Source organism: Streptomyces tagetis (genome assembly GCF_018069565.1).
Classification (GTDB): Bacteria; Actinomycetota; Actinomycetes; order Streptomycetales; family Streptomycetaceae; genus Streptomyces; species Streptomyces tagetis.
In genome coordinates this window covers 269,001-285,002 of sequence record NZ_JAGPNL010000008.1, presented here as the reverse complement: position 1 = coordinate 285,002, position 16,002 = coordinate 269,001, and the positions used below count along the sequence as shown (strand labels likewise).

At 74.3% G+C, this 16,002-nt stretch carries 15 protein-coding genes; 9 read left to right on the top strand and 6 right to left on the bottom strand.

The annotated features are described in order from the left end of the window. Positions 1–120: 120 nt before the first annotated feature. Together chpH and J5Y05_RS25635 are read left to right on the top strand one after the other, a co-directional pair. Positions 121–354, top strand: coding sequence for a chaplin ChpH (gene chpH / locus J5Y05_RS25640; RefSeq protein WP_030418050.1), 234 nt, complete (start codon positions 121–123; stop codon positions 352–354). Positions 355–508: 154 nt separating this feature from the next. Then, positions 509–1,363, top strand: a complete 855-nt coding sequence (locus tag J5Y05_RS25635) for a chaplin family protein (RefSeq protein WP_210875437.1) — start codon at positions 509–511, stop codon at positions 1,361–1,363. 115 nt (positions 1,364–1,478) lie between these two features. Here the strand turns inward: J5Y05_RS25635 and J5Y05_RS25630 are convergent, their stop codons facing one another. Next, complete coding sequence (locus J5Y05_RS25630; protein ID WP_210875436.1) at positions 1,479–1,667, bottom strand: DUF5703 family protein; 189 nt, start codon at positions 1,665–1,667, stop codon at positions 1,479–1,481. 47 nt (positions 1,668–1,714) lie between these two features. Here J5Y05_RS25630 and J5Y05_RS25625 point away from each other — a divergent pair, with 47 nt between their 5' ends. Next, the gene (locus tag J5Y05_RS25625) at positions 1,715–2,524 is read left to right on the top strand and encodes a hypothetical protein (protein ID WP_210875435.1); all 810 of its coding nucleotides are present in this window, start codon (positions 1,715–1,717) and stop codon (positions 2,522–2,524) included. Between the two features lie 84 nt (positions 2,525–2,608). Here J5Y05_RS25625 and J5Y05_RS25620 read toward each other — a convergent pair whose 3' ends face one another. Beyond that, entirely contained in the window at positions 2,609–5,212 is a 2,604-nt protein-coding gene (locus tag J5Y05_RS25620; protein ID WP_372450524.1) for a helix-hairpin-helix domain-containing protein, read from the bottom strand. Next, entirely contained in the window at positions 5,209–6,195 is a 987-nt protein-coding gene (locus tag J5Y05_RS25615) for an aldo/keto reductase (protein WP_210875434.1), read from the bottom strand. Before J5Y05_RS25615 ends, J5Y05_RS25620 begins: the two co-directional genes overlap by 4 nt. 113 nt (positions 6,196–6,308) lie before the next feature. Between J5Y05_RS25615 and J5Y05_RS25610 the strand changes: the two genes are divergently transcribed. Together J5Y05_RS25610 and J5Y05_RS25605 are read left to right on the top strand one after the other, a co-directional pair. Beyond that, on the top strand, positions 6,309–7,364 hold the full coding sequence (locus J5Y05_RS25610) for an LLM class F420-dependent oxidoreductase (RefSeq protein ID WP_210875433.1): 1,056 nt from the start codon (positions 6,309–6,311) through the stop codon (positions 7,362–7,364). A gap of 268 nt (positions 7,365–7,632) precedes the next feature. Continuing rightward, positions 7,633–8,421: a ferritin-like domain-containing protein gene (locus J5Y05_RS25605; RefSeq protein WP_210875432.1), complete on the top strand. Its 789-nt coding sequence runs from the start codon at positions 7,633–7,635 to the stop codon at positions 8,419–8,421. A 31-nt stretch (positions 8,422–8,452) separates the two neighbouring features. Here J5Y05_RS25605 and J5Y05_RS25600 read toward each other — a convergent pair whose 3' ends face one another. Then, positions 8,453–9,448: a magnesium and cobalt transport protein CorA gene (locus tag J5Y05_RS25600; protein WP_210875431.1), complete on the bottom strand. Its 996-nt coding sequence runs from the start codon at positions 9,446–9,448 to the stop codon at positions 8,453–8,455. A gap of 61 nt (positions 9,449–9,509) precedes the next feature. On the opposite strand from J5Y05_RS25600, the gene J5Y05_RS25595 reads away from it, so the two are divergent. The 4 genes from J5Y05_RS25595 (at position 9,510) to mshC (ending at position 13,019) form a co-directional block, all read left to right on the top strand. Beyond that, on the top strand, positions 9,510–10,196 hold the full coding sequence (locus tag J5Y05_RS25595; RefSeq protein WP_210875430.1) for a histidine phosphatase family protein: 687 nt from the start codon (positions 9,510–9,512) through the stop codon (positions 10,194–10,196). Positions 10,197–10,293: 97 nt separating this feature from the next. After that, on the top strand, positions 10,294–10,884 hold the full coding sequence (locus J5Y05_RS25590) for a DUF3090 domain-containing protein (RefSeq protein WP_030418060.1): 591 nt from the start codon (positions 10,294–10,296) through the stop codon (positions 10,882–10,884). Next, entirely contained in the window at positions 10,848–11,678 is an 831-nt protein-coding gene (locus J5Y05_RS25585; RefSeq protein ID WP_210875429.1) for an SCO1664 family protein, read from the top strand. The genes J5Y05_RS25590 and J5Y05_RS25585 overlap by 37 nt, the downstream gene beginning before the upstream one ends. Positions 11,679–11,789: 111 nt before the next feature. Further along, complete coding sequence (mshC, locus tag J5Y05_RS25580) at positions 11,790–13,019, top strand: cysteine--1-D-myo-inosityl 2-amino-2-deoxy-alpha-D-glucopyranoside ligase (RefSeq protein ID WP_210875428.1); 1,230 nt, start codon at positions 11,790–11,792, stop codon at positions 13,017–13,019. An 82-nt stretch (positions 13,020–13,101) separates the two neighbouring features. On the opposite strand, the gene J5Y05_RS25575 is transcribed toward mshC, so the two are convergent. Together J5Y05_RS25575 and J5Y05_RS25570 are read right to left on the bottom strand one after the other, a co-directional pair. Then, complete coding sequence (locus J5Y05_RS25575; protein WP_210875427.1) at positions 13,102–14,091, bottom strand: PAC2 family protein; 990 nt, start codon at positions 14,089–14,091, stop codon at positions 13,102–13,104. 168 nt (positions 14,092–14,259) lie between these two features. Continuing rightward, positions 14,260–15,876, bottom strand: coding sequence for a glycerol-3-phosphate dehydrogenase/oxidase (locus J5Y05_RS25570; protein ID WP_210875426.1), 1,617 nt, complete (start codon positions 15,874–15,876; stop codon positions 14,260–14,262). Positions 15,877–16,002: the final 126 nt, after the last annotated feature.

The following is a 16,002-nucleotide window of genomic DNA, read 5'->3' as shown; positions in this document are numbered from 1 at the left end:
TGTGCGGTAACCGACCGGGACGGGTGAATGTGCTCATAAGCTCGTAGCCTCATTACTCCCTCCTCGTTACACGGAGTGCGATCGGCAAGTGGGATCGCACGTTGCCAACTAGGAGGAACAATGATCAAGAAGGTCGTCGCCGTCGCGGCTGCCACCGGTGGGCTGGTTCTCGCGGGCGCGGGCCTCGCCGCCGCCGACTCGGGTGCCCAGGGTGCCGCCGTGCACTCCCCGGGCGTCCTGTCCGGCAACGTCGTGCAGGTGCCCGTGCACGTCCCGGTGAACGTCTGCGGCAACACGGTCTCCGTGATCGGCCTGCTGAACCCGGCCTTCGGCAACGTCTGCATCAACAAGTGACGTTGCGCCTCGTCCCCTGAGGACCGAGCCGCTCGGCCCCGGAGCGCGCGCCACGCGCTCCGGGGCCGAACGCTCGGCGGGTGGAGGACTGAGCGCTCCAGTGTTTTTCGGGACAACGGGACTACGGGACTACGGCAAGGCAGGGATTCACGACATGCGACAGGTCACCCGCAAGGGCCTGATGACGATGGCGGCCGCCACCGGTGTGATCGCCGCCGCGGGCGGTGTCGCCCACGCGGATTCGGGGGCGTACGGGGCCGGTTCGGGTTCGCCCGGCGTGCTGTCCGGCAACACGGTGCAGGTGCCGGTGCACATCCCGGTCAACCTGTGCGGCAACACGGTCAGCGTCATCGGCCTCCTCAACCCGGCGATGGGCAACGCCTGCGCCAACCAGGGCGGCGGCGCCGGCGGCGGTCAGGGGGGTGCGCAGGCCGGGGGGCACACCACCGGCTCGCCCGGCGTCGCCTCCGGCAACCAGGTCCAGGTGCCGGTCGACGTGCCGGTCAACGTATGCGGCAACAGCGTCAACGTCATCGGCGTCCTCAACCCGGCCGCGGGCAACGGCTGCGCCAACGGAGGCGACCACGGGACGCCTCCGGGCAAGCCCGGTGAGCCGGGGGAGCCCGGTACCCCCGGTGAGCCCGGAGAGCCCGGGGAGCCGGGTAATCCTGGTGAACCCGGGGAGCCTGGTGAGCCGGGGAACCCGGGTGAGCCCGGTACGCCTGGTGAGCCTGGTACCCCGGGTGAGCCCGGAGAGCCCGGTACTCCGGGGAACCCCGGTACCCCCGGCACCCCGGGCAACCCCGGCACCCCGGGTGAGCCCGGTACCCCCGGCACCCCGGGTGAGCCCCGTACCCCGGGCACTCCGGTGACCGACGTCAGCCACCCGCGGACCGCGCAGCTCGCCGAGACCGGCGGGGAACTCCCGCTCGGCCTCGTGCTGCCGGCCGGCGCCGGAGCGCTCCTCGCGGGCGCCGTGCTCTACCGCAAGGCGCGCACCGCCGCCTGACGCGCACGCCCCCGCACCACCCGACGCGCACGCACCACCACACACGGAGCGGGCCCCGCCACCGCGGGACCCGCTCCGTGATGTCTCCCGGCCATGGCCGGGGCTCGCTCCGGTCTCACCAGGTGGCACGCACCTGGCGGATGATCCGCCGACGCAGCCGCACCCGGCGGCTCCCGTCGCGCAGCAGAGTCAGGCGGTACAGCTCCCAGTGCCCGTACTCCGCGTGGTCCGTCAGCAGGCGTGTGGCCTCCTTGCGGGAGACCGCGCGCGGTAGGTACACATCGACAAATTCGTATTCCGGCATCGCATCTATTGTGCGGGCTGGGGCCCGGTACGGATAGCGTCTGCACTATGTCTGATGCTGCGCAGCCCACCGCTGCCGAGGTACGCGCCGCCGCCGAGGCCGTCAAGACCGCGCTCGACCGCCACCTGGCCGCGGTCGAGCGCCGGTCGAGGGAGGACGACCCGGCCGTTTTCGAGGCGTTCAACCTGCTGGCCGCGGCGGCAGAGGCGTACGACGAACTGCTCTACGACCGCTACGACGAGGTCACTCCCTTCGAGATCCCCGGCGGGGACGACAGCCTGCCCCCCTACACGGGGCCCGAGGAGCCGAACGCGCTGAGCGTGCTGATCCGCCGGGACTACGCCGTCGTGGAGCCGCAGCGGCTGATGGCCCAGGCCCGCTGGGTCGAGGCGGCGGACGACGAGACGGCCGACCCGGCCGCCGCCGAGACCGTGCACGGGGCGCTCGGCATCCTCTTCGGCGAGTTCGAGGCCGACGAGATCGCTTCCCGGCACAAGGAGTTCGGACTGGAGGAGGGCGATTCGACGCTCTGGGTCACGGCCGCCGACGAAGCCGCCGAGCCCGGCGAGTGGCTGGAGGCGCCCTTCGAGGACGTCGACCCCCAGCGGGTCGTCTGCCGCTTCGACGTCAGCGCCGTCTTCGACGACGAGGACGACGACTTCGACGGTTACGAGGACGATGTGGCCGACGAGGACGACGACGAGCGGGCCGACTACGAGGAAGCCGACGATGACGAGGACGACATCGTCGACGCCGCGGAGGGCCTCACCGTGGACGACGACGTCGAGGACGCCGACACGGAAGAGGTGGAGCGGGACGGCGACGGGGAGCCGGAGCGGCTCGACGCGGGGCGCTGAGCCGCCTGGGCCGCTTGCGCCGCTTGGGCCGCGCACCGGTGGCGGTCGTGGAGGAGGTCCCTCCGCGACCGCCACCGGTGTTTCTCAGCCGCTCTCCGGGGCCTGCGGCGCGAGGAGCACCGGCAGCCGGGTCGTCCGCGGCTTCTCCGGCACCTCCGCTACCGCCCGGGGCAGCGCCTGCTCCACGCCGTGCACCACCGAGAGGTGGCGCTCGGCCCGCCCGAAGGCGGTGTACACCCAGGGCCGGGTGAGGGTCTGCACCGCGTCGCCGGGCAGGACCACGACCACCGCGGGCCACCGCCCGCCCACCGCCTGATGCGCGGTCAGCGCCCAGCCGTGCCGCACCGACCGCTCCACCCGCTCCTGCGGTACGACCACGGTCTCGCCCGCGCAGGACAGGTGCAGCCCGGCGGCGTCGCCCTTGACCACCCGGCCCGGCACCGCGCGGCCCGGCGCGGGGGAGTGGACGATACGGTCACCGGGGTCGAAGCCGCCGAACCGGCCGGGACCCGGGTTCAGCCGTTCCTTCAGCGCGGCGTTGAGCACCCGGGTGCCGGCGGCGCCCCCGTGCCCCGGCGTGATCACCTGGGTCTCCTCGGCGGCCACGCCGAGGGCGCGCGGCACCGAGTCCGCGACGATCTGCACCGTGCGGTGCACGGCCTCGCCCGCGTCCCGCACCGGCACGATCACGATCTCCTTGCCCGGGGCCTCCGGCCGGCCCAGCTCCCCGGCACCGATACCGGAGACCAGCTCGCCGAGCGGGCCCGGATCGGGCCGGCGGGAGGCGACCTGGGGGCAGATCCGGGCGGCGAGCAGATCGGCGAAGACCCGTCCGGGGCCCACCGACCCCAGCACCCCCGGATCGCCGGCCAGCACCAGCCGGGACCCGTCGGACAGCGACTCCACCAGCAGCGCGCCGGTCTCGACGTCCAGTTGCGGGGCGTCCACCACGACGAGCAGGTCGAGGGCGAGGGCGCCCTCCGCGTCCCGCCCCGGTCCCTCCGTCCCGGCGAGCAGCCCGGCCACCGTCACGACGGCGGGGCCCTCCTGGGCCGGAGCGCCGGAGACGGCAGGGGCGGCAGGGGCGGCAGGGGCGTCGGGGGCTGCGGGGGTCCGCCGGTGCACCAGGGCGGCGAAGCGGTCCCGGCCCAGCGGACCGGGCGCTGCGGCGCAGACCCGCAGGCCCAGGCGGCGGGCGGCACGCAGCAGGGCCGCCGGTTCCGCGAGGGCGGCCTCCCCGCCGGTGTGCGCCACCAGGGCGTGTCCCGCGACGGCCCGGATCAGGTCGGCGGCGGCCCCCTCGGCGGAAGCGGCGAACCGCTCCCACTCCGCACCGCCCCCGGCGTCGGCCGACCCGCCCGCGTCCGCCGAGCCGTCCCCACCGTCCGCCGGGCCACCTCCCGCGTCCGCCGACCCGCCCGCGCCGTGGTCGCGCGGGGTCGAGGCGGCGAGCCGGGCCAGTCCGTCGGCGAGGCTCTCCTCCGCGAGCGCGTACCGCTCCAGGCCGATCAGCACCCGGACCGGCCGCTCCTCGGCCTCCTCCTCGTCGCCCTCGGCCGCGGATTCCTCCACCGCCCCTGACGTACGGGCTGCTCCGCGCGTCCCGCCGGGCTCCTCCTCCAGGGCGTCCTGGAAGGCCAGCGCCTCGCCCTCCGCGAGGGCGCTTTGCACGGCCGCGTCGGGGTCCGGGACGCCGCGCTGGGCCAGCGTGGCGATGAGCCGGGGCAGGTCCAGGGCGGTGTGCCCGGCGAGCGCGGCCTGCTCCAGCAGCCAGACGGTGATCGCACGCCCCCGGCGGTCGTCGTCCGGCCCGGCCTCGGCACCGAGCAGGGCCCGAGCGAAGGAGTCGGCCTGCTGCGGCCGGACCTCGGCGACCCGGAGCAACTGCCAGGGGTCGGCGCGCAGCGACGAGTCCGCGGACTCGCCGAGGAGCGCGGCGACACGCGGGGCCAGCGCCTCGGGCGCACCGCCTTCGGCCAGTACGCCGCGCACCGCCTGGACGGTCTCCGGCGCGGGGCCCGCGGGCTCGGCGGCCGGGCCCGTCGGCATCGGGCGCGGCGGACGCTCCGGCTCCGGGGCCGGTCGGCGCGGGGCGGGCGCGGGGTCGGCGAAGACCGTCGCCGGTGGCTTCTCGCCGCTCTCCACGGCCCGTACGGCGGCGAGCAGATCGGCGGCCGTGCCGCTCAGCTTGGTGCCGCTGGAGACGGGTGCCTGCTTCTCGGCCTTGCGCCGCTCGATGCGCTCCCGCTCGATCCGCTGCGCGGCCAGCTCCGCCTCGGCCTCGGACTTCCCGGCACCGGCGCCGTCCGACACCGGCTCCCCGTCCCGCTCGGGCTCCCCCTCCCGGTCCGGCTCCCCGTCCCGGTCCGGCTCCTTGTCCCCCTCCGGTTCTCCGTCGCTCGCCGGCTTACCGGCCTCCTCCTCCGGCGTCCCGGCCGTCCCGTCCGCCCCCGCCTCGTCCGCGCCGTCCTCCCCGTCCCCGGCGCCCGGTGTCTCCGCCCCGCCGCGGGCGGACTCCCCGGCCTCCGCAGCCTGACCGGTGCCCCCGGTGCCCCCGGTGCCCCCGGTGCCCCCGGCGTTCCCCGTGCCCCCCGGGCCCCCGGCGTCCCCGGCGTCCCCCGCCTCCACGGCGTTCCCCATGTCCCCGGTCTCCATGGCGTCCTGACCGGGTTCGGGCTCCGTGCTCACAGCGTGCTCCAGTCGTGATCGGGATAGCGGTGCAGCGGCGCCGACACATCGTCGAGCGCCCGGCAGATCTCGTCAGGAAGACTAAGGGTCTCCACTGACAACGCCGCCGTGAGCTGCTGTGCCGTGCGCGCGCCGAGGACCGGCGCGACCACGCCGGGCCGGTCGCGCACCCACGCCAGCGCCACCTGCAAGGGCGTCACCGCGAGCCCGTCGGCCGCCGTCGCCACCGCGTCCACGATGTGACCGGCCGTCTGGTCGAGGTACGGGGCGACGAACGGGGCCAGTTGGTCCGAGGCGCCCCGCGAGTCGGCCGGGGTCGCGTCCTTGCGGTACTTGCCGGTGAGCACCCCGCGGCCCAGCGGCGAGGAGGGCAGCAGCCCGATGCCGAGGTCCAGGGCGGCGGGCAGCACCTCGCGCTCGATGCCGCGCTGGAGCAGCGAGTACTCCATCTGGGTGCTGGCGAGCGGGTTCCGTGAGCCCGGTGCGGCGAGCTGCCAGGTGCCGGCCTTGGCGAGCTGCCAGCCGCAGTAGTTGGAGACGCCGGCATAGCGGGCCCGGCCGGTGCTCACCGCCAGGTCGAGGACGCTCAGTGTCTCCTCCAGCGGGGTGTGGGGGTCGTAGGCGTGCAGGTGCCACACGTCGACATGGTCGGTGCCGAGGCGGGCGAGCGAGGCGTCCAGCGCGGAGAGCAGGTGGCCGCGCGAGCCGTCGAAGCGCCGCTCCGGGTCCGGGACGCTGCCCGCCTTGGTCGAGATCACCAGGTCCCGGCGCGGCACCAGGCCCTCCATGAGCCGGCCGAGCAGGTATTCGGCTTCCCCGTCGCCGTACACGTCCGCGGTGTCGACGAGGGTCCCGCCCGCCTCCCAGAACGTCTTCAAGAGGTCCGCGGCGGCGTGCTCGTCGGTGCTCCGGCCCCAGGTGAGGGTGCCGAGCCCGAGGCGGGACACGCGCAGGCCGGTGCGGCCGAGATGCCTGTGCTCCATGAACGCCGACATTACTGGCCACGGGTTCCACTGTGGGGGCCTGTGGACAACCGAGTCGCGCGCGCTAAGGTCGGTGCACCAGCGACGTTACTGATCAGTAAGGGGAATCGGCCATGCAGCTCGGGATCAACCTCGGCTACTGGGGTGCCGGAATGGACGCGGACAACCTGGCCGTCGCCCAGGAGGCCGACAGGCTGGGCTACGCCGTCTGCTGGGCCGCGGAGGCGTACGGCTCGGACGCGGCCACGGTGCTGAGCTGGGTCGCCGCCCAGACCGAGCGCATCGACGTCGGGTCCGCGATCTTCCAGATCCCCGCCCGGCAGCCCGCGATGACCGCGATGACGGCCGCCACGCTCGACTCGCTCTCCGGGGGACGTTTCCGCCTCGGCCTCGGCGTGTCCGGCCCGCAGGTCTCCGAGGGCTGGTACGGCGTGAAGTTCGACAAGCCCCTGGCCCGCACCCGGGAGTACGTCGAGATCGTGCGCAAGGCGATGACCCGCGAGCGCCTCTCCTACGAGGGGACGCACTGGACGCTGCCGCTGCCCGGCGGTCCGGGCAAGCCGCTCAAGCTCACCGTGCACCCGCAGCGCGAGCACATCCCGCTCTACGTCGCCGCGATCGGACCGAAGAACCTGGAGCAGACCGGCGAGATCGCCGACGGCGCCCTGCTGATCTTCCCCTCCGCCGAGCACCTGGAGGAGACGGCGATCCGGCACCTGCGCGCCGGGCGCGAGAAGGCGGGCCGCACCCTCGACGGCTTCGACGTCTGCCCCACCCTCCCCCTCGCCCTCGGCGACGACAAGGACGTGGCGGCGCTCGCCGACACCTTCCGCCCCTACACGGCGCTGTACGTCGGCGGCATGGGCAGCCGCGAGCAGAACTTCTACAACCGGCTCGCCGGCCGCATGGGGTACGAGAAGGAGGCCGCCGAGATCCAGGACAAGTACCTCTCCGGCGACAAGCAGGGCGCCGCCGCCGCCGTGCCGCACGAGCTGATCGACCGCACCACGCTGCTGGGCTCGGTCGACCGGATCGCCGACCGCATGCGGGCCTACGCCGCCGCCGGGGTCACCACCCTCACCCTGGCCCCGGCGGGCTTCACGCTGGACGAGCGGATCGCCGCGCTCCGGGCCGGCACCGAGGCCCTGGAGCGCGCCGGCCTGGCCTAGGGCGGAAGCAACGGACCGGGAAGCAACGGACCCGGGAAGTTTCGCGGCCGTGGTGGGGGCTCGGGGGTCTTCCCCGCCACGGCCGTCACAGGGAACAACGCGCCCGCGCGCCCGGGGTTACGCGTCCGCGCGCCCCTGTTGCGCCGGTCATGTGTCCGCCGTTCGGCGGAGCCGTCGCACCGAGCGTTTGCCCCGCCCCTCGCCTCGCAGTTGACTCGTTCTCTGCGGACCTGCGGAACGACCTTGCAGAGGCAGAGAGGTGCCACCGATGCTTTCGGCGAAGAGCCTGTTCCAGGAGATCCTCGACCACGACGAGTCCTTCCGTCTCTTCTGCTCCATCGCGGCCAGCGGGGAGTCGCAGGGCGGCTGGGAGAACGCGCGCATCGCGGCCCTGGTGCCCGAGAGCCAGCGCGACCTCGCCCCCAAGATCGCCCGGCACGGGGCGGACGAGGACAAGCACGGGCGCATCTTCCACGCGCTGCTGAAGAAACGCGGTCTGGAGCCGGTGGAGGTCCCCCCGGAGACCGACTACACCATGCTCCTGGAGCGGCACGGCATCGGCCTGGCGCACGACCAGCTCCGCGCCGACCGCCCCCTGACCGTGCGGGACGTCATCACCTACCTCGCCCACAGCCGGGTCACCGAGGAACGCGCGGCAGGCCAGATGGCGCTGCTGCGCAAGCACTTCGCGGATCACCCGGACGTGGGACGCGCCGTACGCATGATCGCCGCCGACGAGGACAACCACCTCGCCTACGCCCACGAGGAACTGCTCCGCTTCGCCGCCGCCGGACACGGCCGGTACATCCAGCGGACGCTGCGCGCGTGCGCCCTCGCCGAGATCCGCGTCTACCGGGACGTGAGCCTCGCGGTGATGGCCCACATGGGCCGCGTGCTGGGCTGGTCGCGGGCGCGCTCGGCGCTGCTCGCGGCGGGCATCCACGCGATGTACCTCTACGAGCGGCTCGGCGGCTGGCGCCGCCTGGTCACGCTGCGCCCGCCCGAGCTGCGCGACGCCCTCGGCGGCCCGGCCGTACCGGCCCCGGAAACCGTCTGACGCCGCCGCACCCGACACGCGCCCCGCGGCGCTACAGCCACCCCCGGTGCTTGAACAGCCGGTACAGCAGCAGCTCCAGCCCCGCCATCACCACGATCACCACCGGGTACGACCACTCCCAGCCCAGCTCCGGCATGTGCGCGAAGTTCATGCCGTAGATCCCGGCGATCATCGTGGGGACCGCCGCCATCGCCGCCCACGCGGAGATCTTCCGCATGTCGTCGTTCTGCCGGACGCTCATCTGCGCCAGGTGTGCCGACAGGATGTCGGAGACCAGCCGGTCCAGGCCCTCCACCGACTCGTTCACGCGCAGCAGGTGGTCGTTGACGTCCCGGAAGAACGGCCGCGCCCGCTCGTCGACGAAGGGCACCACCGCGCCGAAGGTCCCGGTGCCCGCCAGCCTGGCGAGCGGGGGCGCGAGCGGCACCGTCGCCCGGCGGAACTCCAGCACCTGCCGCTTGAAGTCGTAGATCCGCGACGCGGTGTTCCGCGTGCCGCCGCCGTCCGGCGAGAAGACCTCCGCCTCCAGCTCCTCCAGGTCGTTCTGGAGCTCGACGGCGACCTCCAGGTACTGGTCGACGGTGGCGTCGGCGATCGCGTACAGCACCGACGTGGGGCCCTTGGCGAGGAGTTCCGGCTCGTGCTCCAGGCGCCGGCGCACCGCCGCGAGCGGGGAGCCCTCGCCGTGCCGGACCACGACCGCGAACGCGTCCCCGAGGAAGATCATCAGCTCGCCGGTGGAGACGGAGTCGCTCCGCGCCTCGTAGACGACCGGCTTCAGGACGGCGAAGAGCGAGTCCTTGTACACCTCCAGCTTCGGCCGCTGGTGCGCCTTGAGGGCGTCCTCCACGGCCAGTGGGTGCAGCCCGAACTCGCGGCTGACCAGGTCGAACTCCTGCTCGGTCGGCTCGTGCAGCCCGATCCACACGAAGCCGCCCGCCTCACGGGCCTCGGCGAGCGCCGCGGAGAGGTCCTCGCCCCCCTCCGCCCGGCGCCCGTCGCGGTAGATGGCACAGTCGACGATCATCGAACGCATTCTCCCCTCGGCCCGGTGCGTTCGCACGGCGTCCGGGGCCTACCCTGGCCGCATGCCCACGCTGATCCTGGTCAGGCACGGACGTTCGACCGCCAATACCGAAGGAGTGCTCGCCGGCTGGACGCCCGGCGTCGCCCTCGACGACCGCGGGGCCGCGCAGGCCGCCGCACTGCCCGCCCGGCTCGCCGGCCTGCCGCTCTCCGAGATCGTCGTCAGCCCGCTCCAGCGCTGCCAGGAGACCGTCCGGCCGCTGCTGGAGGCCCACCCCGGCCTGAGCGCGCACACCGACGAACGGATCGGGGAGTGCCACTACGGCGACTGGTCCGGCCGCAAGCTCGCCGACCTCAAGGACGAGCCGCTGATGGAGGTCGTGCAGGCCCACCCCTCCGCCGCGGCCTTCCCGGGCGGCGAGTCGATGCGCGCCATGCAGACCCGCGCCGCCGAGGCGGTGCGCGAGTGGAACGCGCGCGTGGAGCGCGACCACGGCGCCGACGCGGTCTACCTCATGTGCTCCCACGGCGACATCATCAAGTCCCTGGTCGCCGAGGCGCTCGGCCTCCATCTCGACCTCTTCCAGCGGATCTCGGTCGAACCCTGCTCGGTCACCGTGATCCGCTACACCCGGCTGCGGCCCTTCCTGGTGCGCCTCGGCGACACCGGCGACTTCGCCTCCCTGGTGCCGCGCGAGGAGCCGCCCGCCGCGGAGGCCCCGGTCGGTGGCGGTGCGGGCGCACCGTGATCGTCGGCCGCAGTAGGGTGAAGCGGTCGCAGCAGTGCCCGTCGTCGCCCTTCCGCATCCCTCCCGACATCCCTTCCGACTTCCATGGAGACAGGACGTGTCCCGTCAGGTGTTCCTCTACGACCAACCGGAACGTTTCGTGGCCGGCACGGTCGGGCTGCCCGGACGCCGTACGTTCTTCCTCCAGGCCATCGCCGGCTCCCGGGTGACCAGCGTGGCCCTGGAGAAGACGCAGGTCGCCGCGCTCGCCGAGCGCATGGACGAACTCCTCGACGAGGTCGTCCGGCGCAGCGGCGGCAGCACCGCCGTCCCCGCCATGGCACCCACCGAGAACGCCGACACGGCGCCGCTGGACACCCCCATCGAGGAGGAGTTCCGCGTCGGCACCATGGCGCTCGCCTGGGACGGCGAGGACGAACGCATGATCGTCGAGGCGCAGGCCCTGGTGGAGCTGGACGCCGAGTCCGAGGAGGACCTGGCGGAGGCCGAGGAGCGGATGCTCCAGGACGAGGAGAACGGCCCCCCGATGCTCCGGGTCCGCCTCACCGGCGCGCAGGCCAGGGCCTTCGCCAAACGCGCCCTCGACGTCGTCAACGCCGGGCGGCCACCGTGTCCGCTGTGCAGCCTCCCGCTCGACCCGGAAGGACACGTATGTCCGCGCCAGAACGGATACCGCCGCGGAGCGTGACCCACGACGCGGCGACCGTACGGCTCCTCGCCCAGGGCGAGCTGACCGTGCGCGGACGCATCCGCGGCGCCTCCAACGCGGCGCTCTACTGCACCGTCTCCCGGGACGGCCGCGAGGCGGCGTGCGTGTACAAGCCCGTCGCCGGGGAGCGGCCCCTGTGGGACTTCCCCGACGGCACCCTCGCCCGGCGGGAGGTCGCCGCCTACGAGGTCTCCGAGGCGACCGGCTGGGGTCTGGTGCCGCCCACCGTGCTCCGTGACGGCCCCTACGGCGAGGGCATGTGCCAGCTCTGGATCGAGGCGGTGCCCGGCACCGAGCTGCTCGCCCTGGTCGAGGAGGAGGAGCCCGCCCCCGGCTGGAAGGCGGTCGCCTTCGCCGAGACCGAGGAGGGACGCCCCGCGCTGCTGGTGCACGCCGACGACGAACGCCTGCGCCGGCTCGCCGTCCTGGACGCCGTGGTCAACAACGCCGACCGCAAGGGCGGCCACCTGCTGCCCGCCGGTCGGGGGCGGCTCTACGGCATCGACCACGGGGTCACCTTCCACGCCGAGGACAAGCTGCGCACCCTGCTGTGGGGCTGGGCCGGGGACCCGCTCACCGGGGAGGCCCTCGCGGTGCTGGACACCCTCCGGGAGGCGCTCGGCGACGGCACGCCCCTGGCGGACCGGCTCGGGGAGCTGATCACCCCGGCCGAACTGGACGCCACGCGCGCGCGGGTCGCCGCCCTGCTCGCCTCCGGCCGGCACCCCGGACCGGGCGGGGAGTGGCCCGCCATCCCCTGGCCGCCCGTCTGACGGCCCCGGGACGGGTACAGCACACCGGCGGCCGAGACGCAAGAGTGCCGGACCGGCCAACCGGCCCGGTCCGGTTCGTGTACGGAACATCCGTCCGGTTACGCTCATGACATGCATGCCTGGCCCGCTTCCGAGGTCCCCGCCCTGCCCGGTCAGGGCCGCGACCTGGAGATCCACGACACCGCGACGGGGGCGCTGGTCACCCTCGCCCCCGGCCCCGTCGCCCGAATCTACGTCTGCGGCATCACGCCCTACGACGCCACGCACATGGGACACGCGGCGACCTACAACGCGTTCGACCTCGTGCAGCGCGTGTGGCTCGACACCAAGCGGCAGGTCCACTACGTGCAGAACGTCACCGACGTCGACGACCCGCTGCTGGAGCGGGCCGAGCGCGACGGTCTCGACTGGGCCGAGCTCGCCGAGCGGGAGACGGCGCTCTTCCGCGAGGACATGACGGCGCTGCGGATGCTGCCGCCGCGGCACTACATAGGCGCCGTGGAGGCCATACCCGGGATCGTCCCGCTCGTCGAGCGGCTGCGGGACGCGGGCGCCGCCTACGACCTGGACGGGGACGTGTACTTCTCCGTCGACTCCGACCCGCACTTCGGTGCCGTCTCCGGCCTCGACGCCGCCGCCATGCGGCTGCTCTCCGCCGAGCGGGGCGGCGACCCCGACCGGCCGGGCAAGAAGAACCCGCTCGACCCGCTGCTGTGGATGAGCGCCCGCGACGGCGAACCGTGCTGGGACGGCCGCTCCCTCGGCCCCGGCCGGCCGGGCTGGCACATCGAGTGCGTGGCCATCGCCCTCGACCACCTCGGCATGGGCTTCGACGTCCAGGGCGGCGGCTCCGACCTGGCCTTCCCGCACCACGAGATGGGCGCCTCGCATGCCCAGGTGCTCACCGGCGAGTTCCCGATGGCCAAGGCGTACGTCCACGCCGGGATGGTCGCTCTGCACGGCGAGAAGATGTCCAAGTCCAAAGGCAACCTGGTCTTCGTCTCCACGCTCCGGCGTGACGGCGTCGACCCGGCGGCCATCCGGCTCGCGCTCCTCGCCCACCACTACCGGTCGGACTGGGAGTGGACCGACCAGGTGCTGCGGGACGCCCAGGACCGGCTGGAGCGCTGGCGGGCCGCCGTCTCCCGGCCCGACGGACCGCCGGCCGAGGCGCTGGTCGAGGAGATCCGCGCGGCCCTCGCCCACGACCTGGACTCGCCGGCCGCGCTCGACGCGGTCGACCGCTGGGTCGCCCGCCAGCAGGACGAGGGCGGCACGGACGCCGGGGCGCCCGGTGTCGTCTCCCGGGCCGTGGACGCGCTGCTCGGCGTGGCGCTCTGACGGGGTCTCGCGTACGACGGACGGGGGGCGCTTCCTCGCGGGAAGCGCCCCCCGTCCGTCTGTGTCCCTCTGTCCGGTGCGGTCAGTCCTCGGCGGAGTCCTCGTCGTCCCCGCCCGCCTTCGGCGGTTTCGGCGGACGCGTCCGGCCGCTCGGATTGTCCTTCAGGTACGGGGTGCCCGGCAGGCCCTCGCTCCCGTCCGCGGTGGCGTGAGGGCCGGCGCCCGGCCCCGAGCCGTCCCGGCGCCGCAGGTACCGCTCGAACTCGCGGGCGATCGCCTCGCCCGACGCCTCCGGCAGCTCCGCGGTGTCCCGGGCCTCCTCCAGCGACTGGACGTACTCGGCGACCTCGGTGTCCTCGGCGGCGAGCTGGTCCACGCCGACCTGCCAGGCGCGCGCGTCCTCGGGCAGGTCGCCCAGCGGGATGCGGACGTCGATCAGGTCCTCCAGCCGGTTCAGCAGGGCCAGGGTCGCCTTCGGGTTGGGCGGCTGCGAGACGTAGTGCGGCACCGCCGCCCACAGTGACACGGCCGGCACCCCGGCGTGGGTGCACGCCTCCTGGAGGATGCCGACGATGCCCGTCGGGCCCTCGTACTTGGTCTCCTCCAGGTCCATGCGGCCGGCCAGCGTGGCGTCCGACGTGGTCCCGCTGATCGGCACCGGGCGGGTGTGCGGGGTGTCGCCCAGCAGCGCGCCGAGCACCACCACCAGCTCGACGCCCAGCTCGTGGGCGAAGCCGAGCAGTTCGTTGCAGAACGAGCGCCAGCGCATGGACGGCTCGATCCCCCGGACCAGCACCAGGTCGCGCGGTGTGTCGCCGCCGACGCGGACCACGGAGAGCCGGGTCGTCGGCCAGGTGATCTTGCGGACGCCGCCCTCCATGAAGACCGTGGGACGGTTGACCTGGAAGTCGTAGTAGTCCTCGGCGTCCAGCGCCGCGAACACCTCGCCCTTCCACTCCCGCTCCAGGTGCGCGACCGCGGTGGAAGCGGCGTCACCGGCATCGTTCCAGCCTTCGAACGCGGCCACCATGACCGGGTCGATCAGCTCGGGAACCCCCTCGAGCTCGATCACCCAGCGCCTCCTTCCGACGAGCCCTCGCGTACCCCCCAACCTTACGGCGTCACGAGGGGCCGCCCGCAGCCCCCTTGCACGGGGCGGTGACCGGATCACTGCCCCGATCGGGGGGCCCGGACACCCCGTGCGGCGGGGCGGGCGGGGGCCCGCGGCGGGGGCCCCGCGTCACCTCCGGCCGAGCAGGTCCCGCACCTTCGCGCGCACGTCCTCCGTGGCCACTCCGCGGACCGTCAGCGTGGTCCTCCGGCGCAGCACGTCCTCCGGTGTCGCGGCCCACTCGTGGTCCCGGGCCCACACCACCTGCGCCCAGATCTCCGGCGCGTCGGGGTGGACGCGCTCGGCGAGCGCGGGGTCCGCGTTGGCCAGCCGGGCCACGTCGAACGCGAGCGAGCCGTAGTGCGTGGCCAGGTGCCGGGCGGTGTCGGCGGCCATACGGGGGCCGGACGCCGGGTGGTCGGTGAGCAGCCGGTGGGCGACCGCGTGCGGGTTGGCGACGCCGGGCAGGGGCAGCTTCCTCGGCAGCGCGGAGACCGGTGCGAAGGCGTCGCCCAGCGGTCCGCCCGGCAGCGTCTGGAGGGTCCGCACCACCGTGCGGCCGATGTGGCGGAAGGTGGTCCACTTGCCGCCGGCGACGGAGAGCATGCCGCCGCGGCCCTCGGTGACCACCGTCTCGCGCCGGGCCTTCGCGGTGTCGCCGGGCCCGCCGGGCAGCACCCGCAGCCCCGCGAACGCGTAGGTGATCAGGTCCCGGTCGAGCTGCTGGTCGCGGACGGAGAAGGCGGCCTCGTCGAGGATCTGGGCGATGTCCTTCTCGGTGGCCGCGACGTCCCCCGGGTCGCCCTCGTACTCCTCGTCGGTCGTGCCGAGCAGCAGCATGTCCTCCCAGGGGAGGGCGAAGGTGATCCGGTACTTGTCGATCGGGGTGGCCAGGGCCGCCCGCCACGGCGAGGTGCGCCGCAGGACGAGGTGCGCGCCCTTGGACAGGCGGATCGAGGGCGCCGCCCCGGGGTCCTCCATGCGGCGCAGGTGGTCGACCCAGGGGCCGGTGGCGTTGAGCACCAGCCGGGCGTCGACGCCGAACGCGTCGCCGGAGAGCCGGTCGGTCAGCTCGGCGCCGGTCACCCGGCCCCGGGTGAAGCGCAGCCCGGTGACCTCGGCGTGGTTGAGGACCACCGCGCCCGCCTCGACGGCCGCCCGGACCGTCATCAGGGCCATGCGGGCGTCGTTCATCTGGTCGTCGCCGTAGACCGCCACCGCCTTGAGGTTCTCGGTGCGCAGCTCCGGCACGTCCCGCGCGGCGCGGGCGGGGGAGAGCAGGTGGCCGACGCCGTCGCCGAAGGCGGAGAGCGCCGAGTACGCGAAGACGCCGGCCCCCAGCTTGGCCGCGCCGTGCGGGCCGCCCTCGTAGACCGGGAGGTAGAAGGTGAGCGGGCGGGCCAGGTGCGGGGCGACGCGGCGGGAGACGGCGCGGCGTTCGAAGTGGTTCTCCGCCACCAGCCGCACGGCGCCGGTCTGGAGGTAGCGCAGCCCGCCGTGGAGGAGTTTGGAGGAGGCGGAGGAGGTGGCTCCGGCGAAGTCGCCGGCGTCCACCACGGCCACCCGGAGCCCGGACTGCGCGGCGTGCCAGGCGGTGGACAGGCCGAGGATGCCGCCGCCGATCACGAGGAGGTCGTAGGAGGCCCGGGAGAGCAGCTCGCGGGTCTCGGCGCGGCTCGGGTTGGGGCCGGCGAGCAGGCGGGTTCCCAGGGCGGGGGCGGACTGGAGGGTGGACTGTGTGGTCATCGCTTCCTCTTGCTCCTTCTCGGCCGGCGGTCTGCGGCGGCGCCGGGGCGGGGCGGGACCCCCGTCACCCGTGGGGCGGCCGGCGCCGGTCCCGGGGGACCGCCGCCGGCACGTCGGCGTCGTCGG

Excerpts from the sequence above, each read along its gene's own strand:
- J5Y05_RS25570 (WP_210875426.1), bottom strand. The coding sequence starts at position 15,876 with ATGACCACACAGTCCACCCTCCAGTCCGCCCCCGCCCTGGGAACCCGC.
- J5Y05_RS25600 (WP_210875431.1), bottom strand. The coding sequence starts at position 9,448 with ATGATCGTCGACTGTGCCATCTACCGCGACGGGCGCCGGGCGGAGGGG.
- J5Y05_RS25585 (WP_210875429.1), top strand. The coding sequence starts at position 10,848 with ATGTCCGCGCCAGAACGGATACCGCCGCGGAGCGTGACCCACGACGCG.
- J5Y05_RS25595 (WP_210875430.1), top strand. The coding sequence starts at position 9,510 with ATGCCCACGCTGATCCTGGTCAGGCACGGACGTTCGACCGCCAATACC.
- J5Y05_RS25605 (WP_210875432.1), top strand. The coding sequence starts at position 7,633 with ATGCTTTCGGCGAAGAGCCTGTTCCAGGAGATCCTCGACCACGACGAG.
- mshC (WP_210875428.1), top strand. The coding sequence starts at position 11,790 with ATGCATGCCTGGCCCGCTTCCGAGGTCCCCGCCCTGCCCGGTCAGGGC.
- J5Y05_RS25610 (WP_210875433.1), top strand. The coding sequence starts at position 6,309 with ATGCAGCTCGGGATCAACCTCGGCTACTGGGGTGCCGGAATGGACGCG.
- J5Y05_RS25625 (WP_210875435.1), top strand. The coding sequence starts at position 1,715 with ATGTCTGATGCTGCGCAGCCCACCGCTGCCGAGGTACGCGCCGCCGCC.
- J5Y05_RS25615 (WP_210875434.1), bottom strand. The coding sequence starts at position 6,195 with ATGGAGCACAGGCATCTCGGCCGCACCGGCCTGCGCGTGTCCCGCCTC.
- J5Y05_RS25630 (WP_210875436.1), bottom strand. The coding sequence starts at position 1,667 with ATGCCGGAATACGAATTTGTCGATGTGTACCTACCGCGCGCGGTCTCC.
- chpH (WP_030418050.1), top strand. The coding sequence starts at position 121 with ATGATCAAGAAGGTCGTCGCCGTCGCGGCTGCCACCGGTGGGCTGGTT.
- J5Y05_RS25635 (WP_210875437.1), top strand. The coding sequence starts at position 509 with ATGCGACAGGTCACCCGCAAGGGCCTGATGACGATGGCGGCCGCCACC.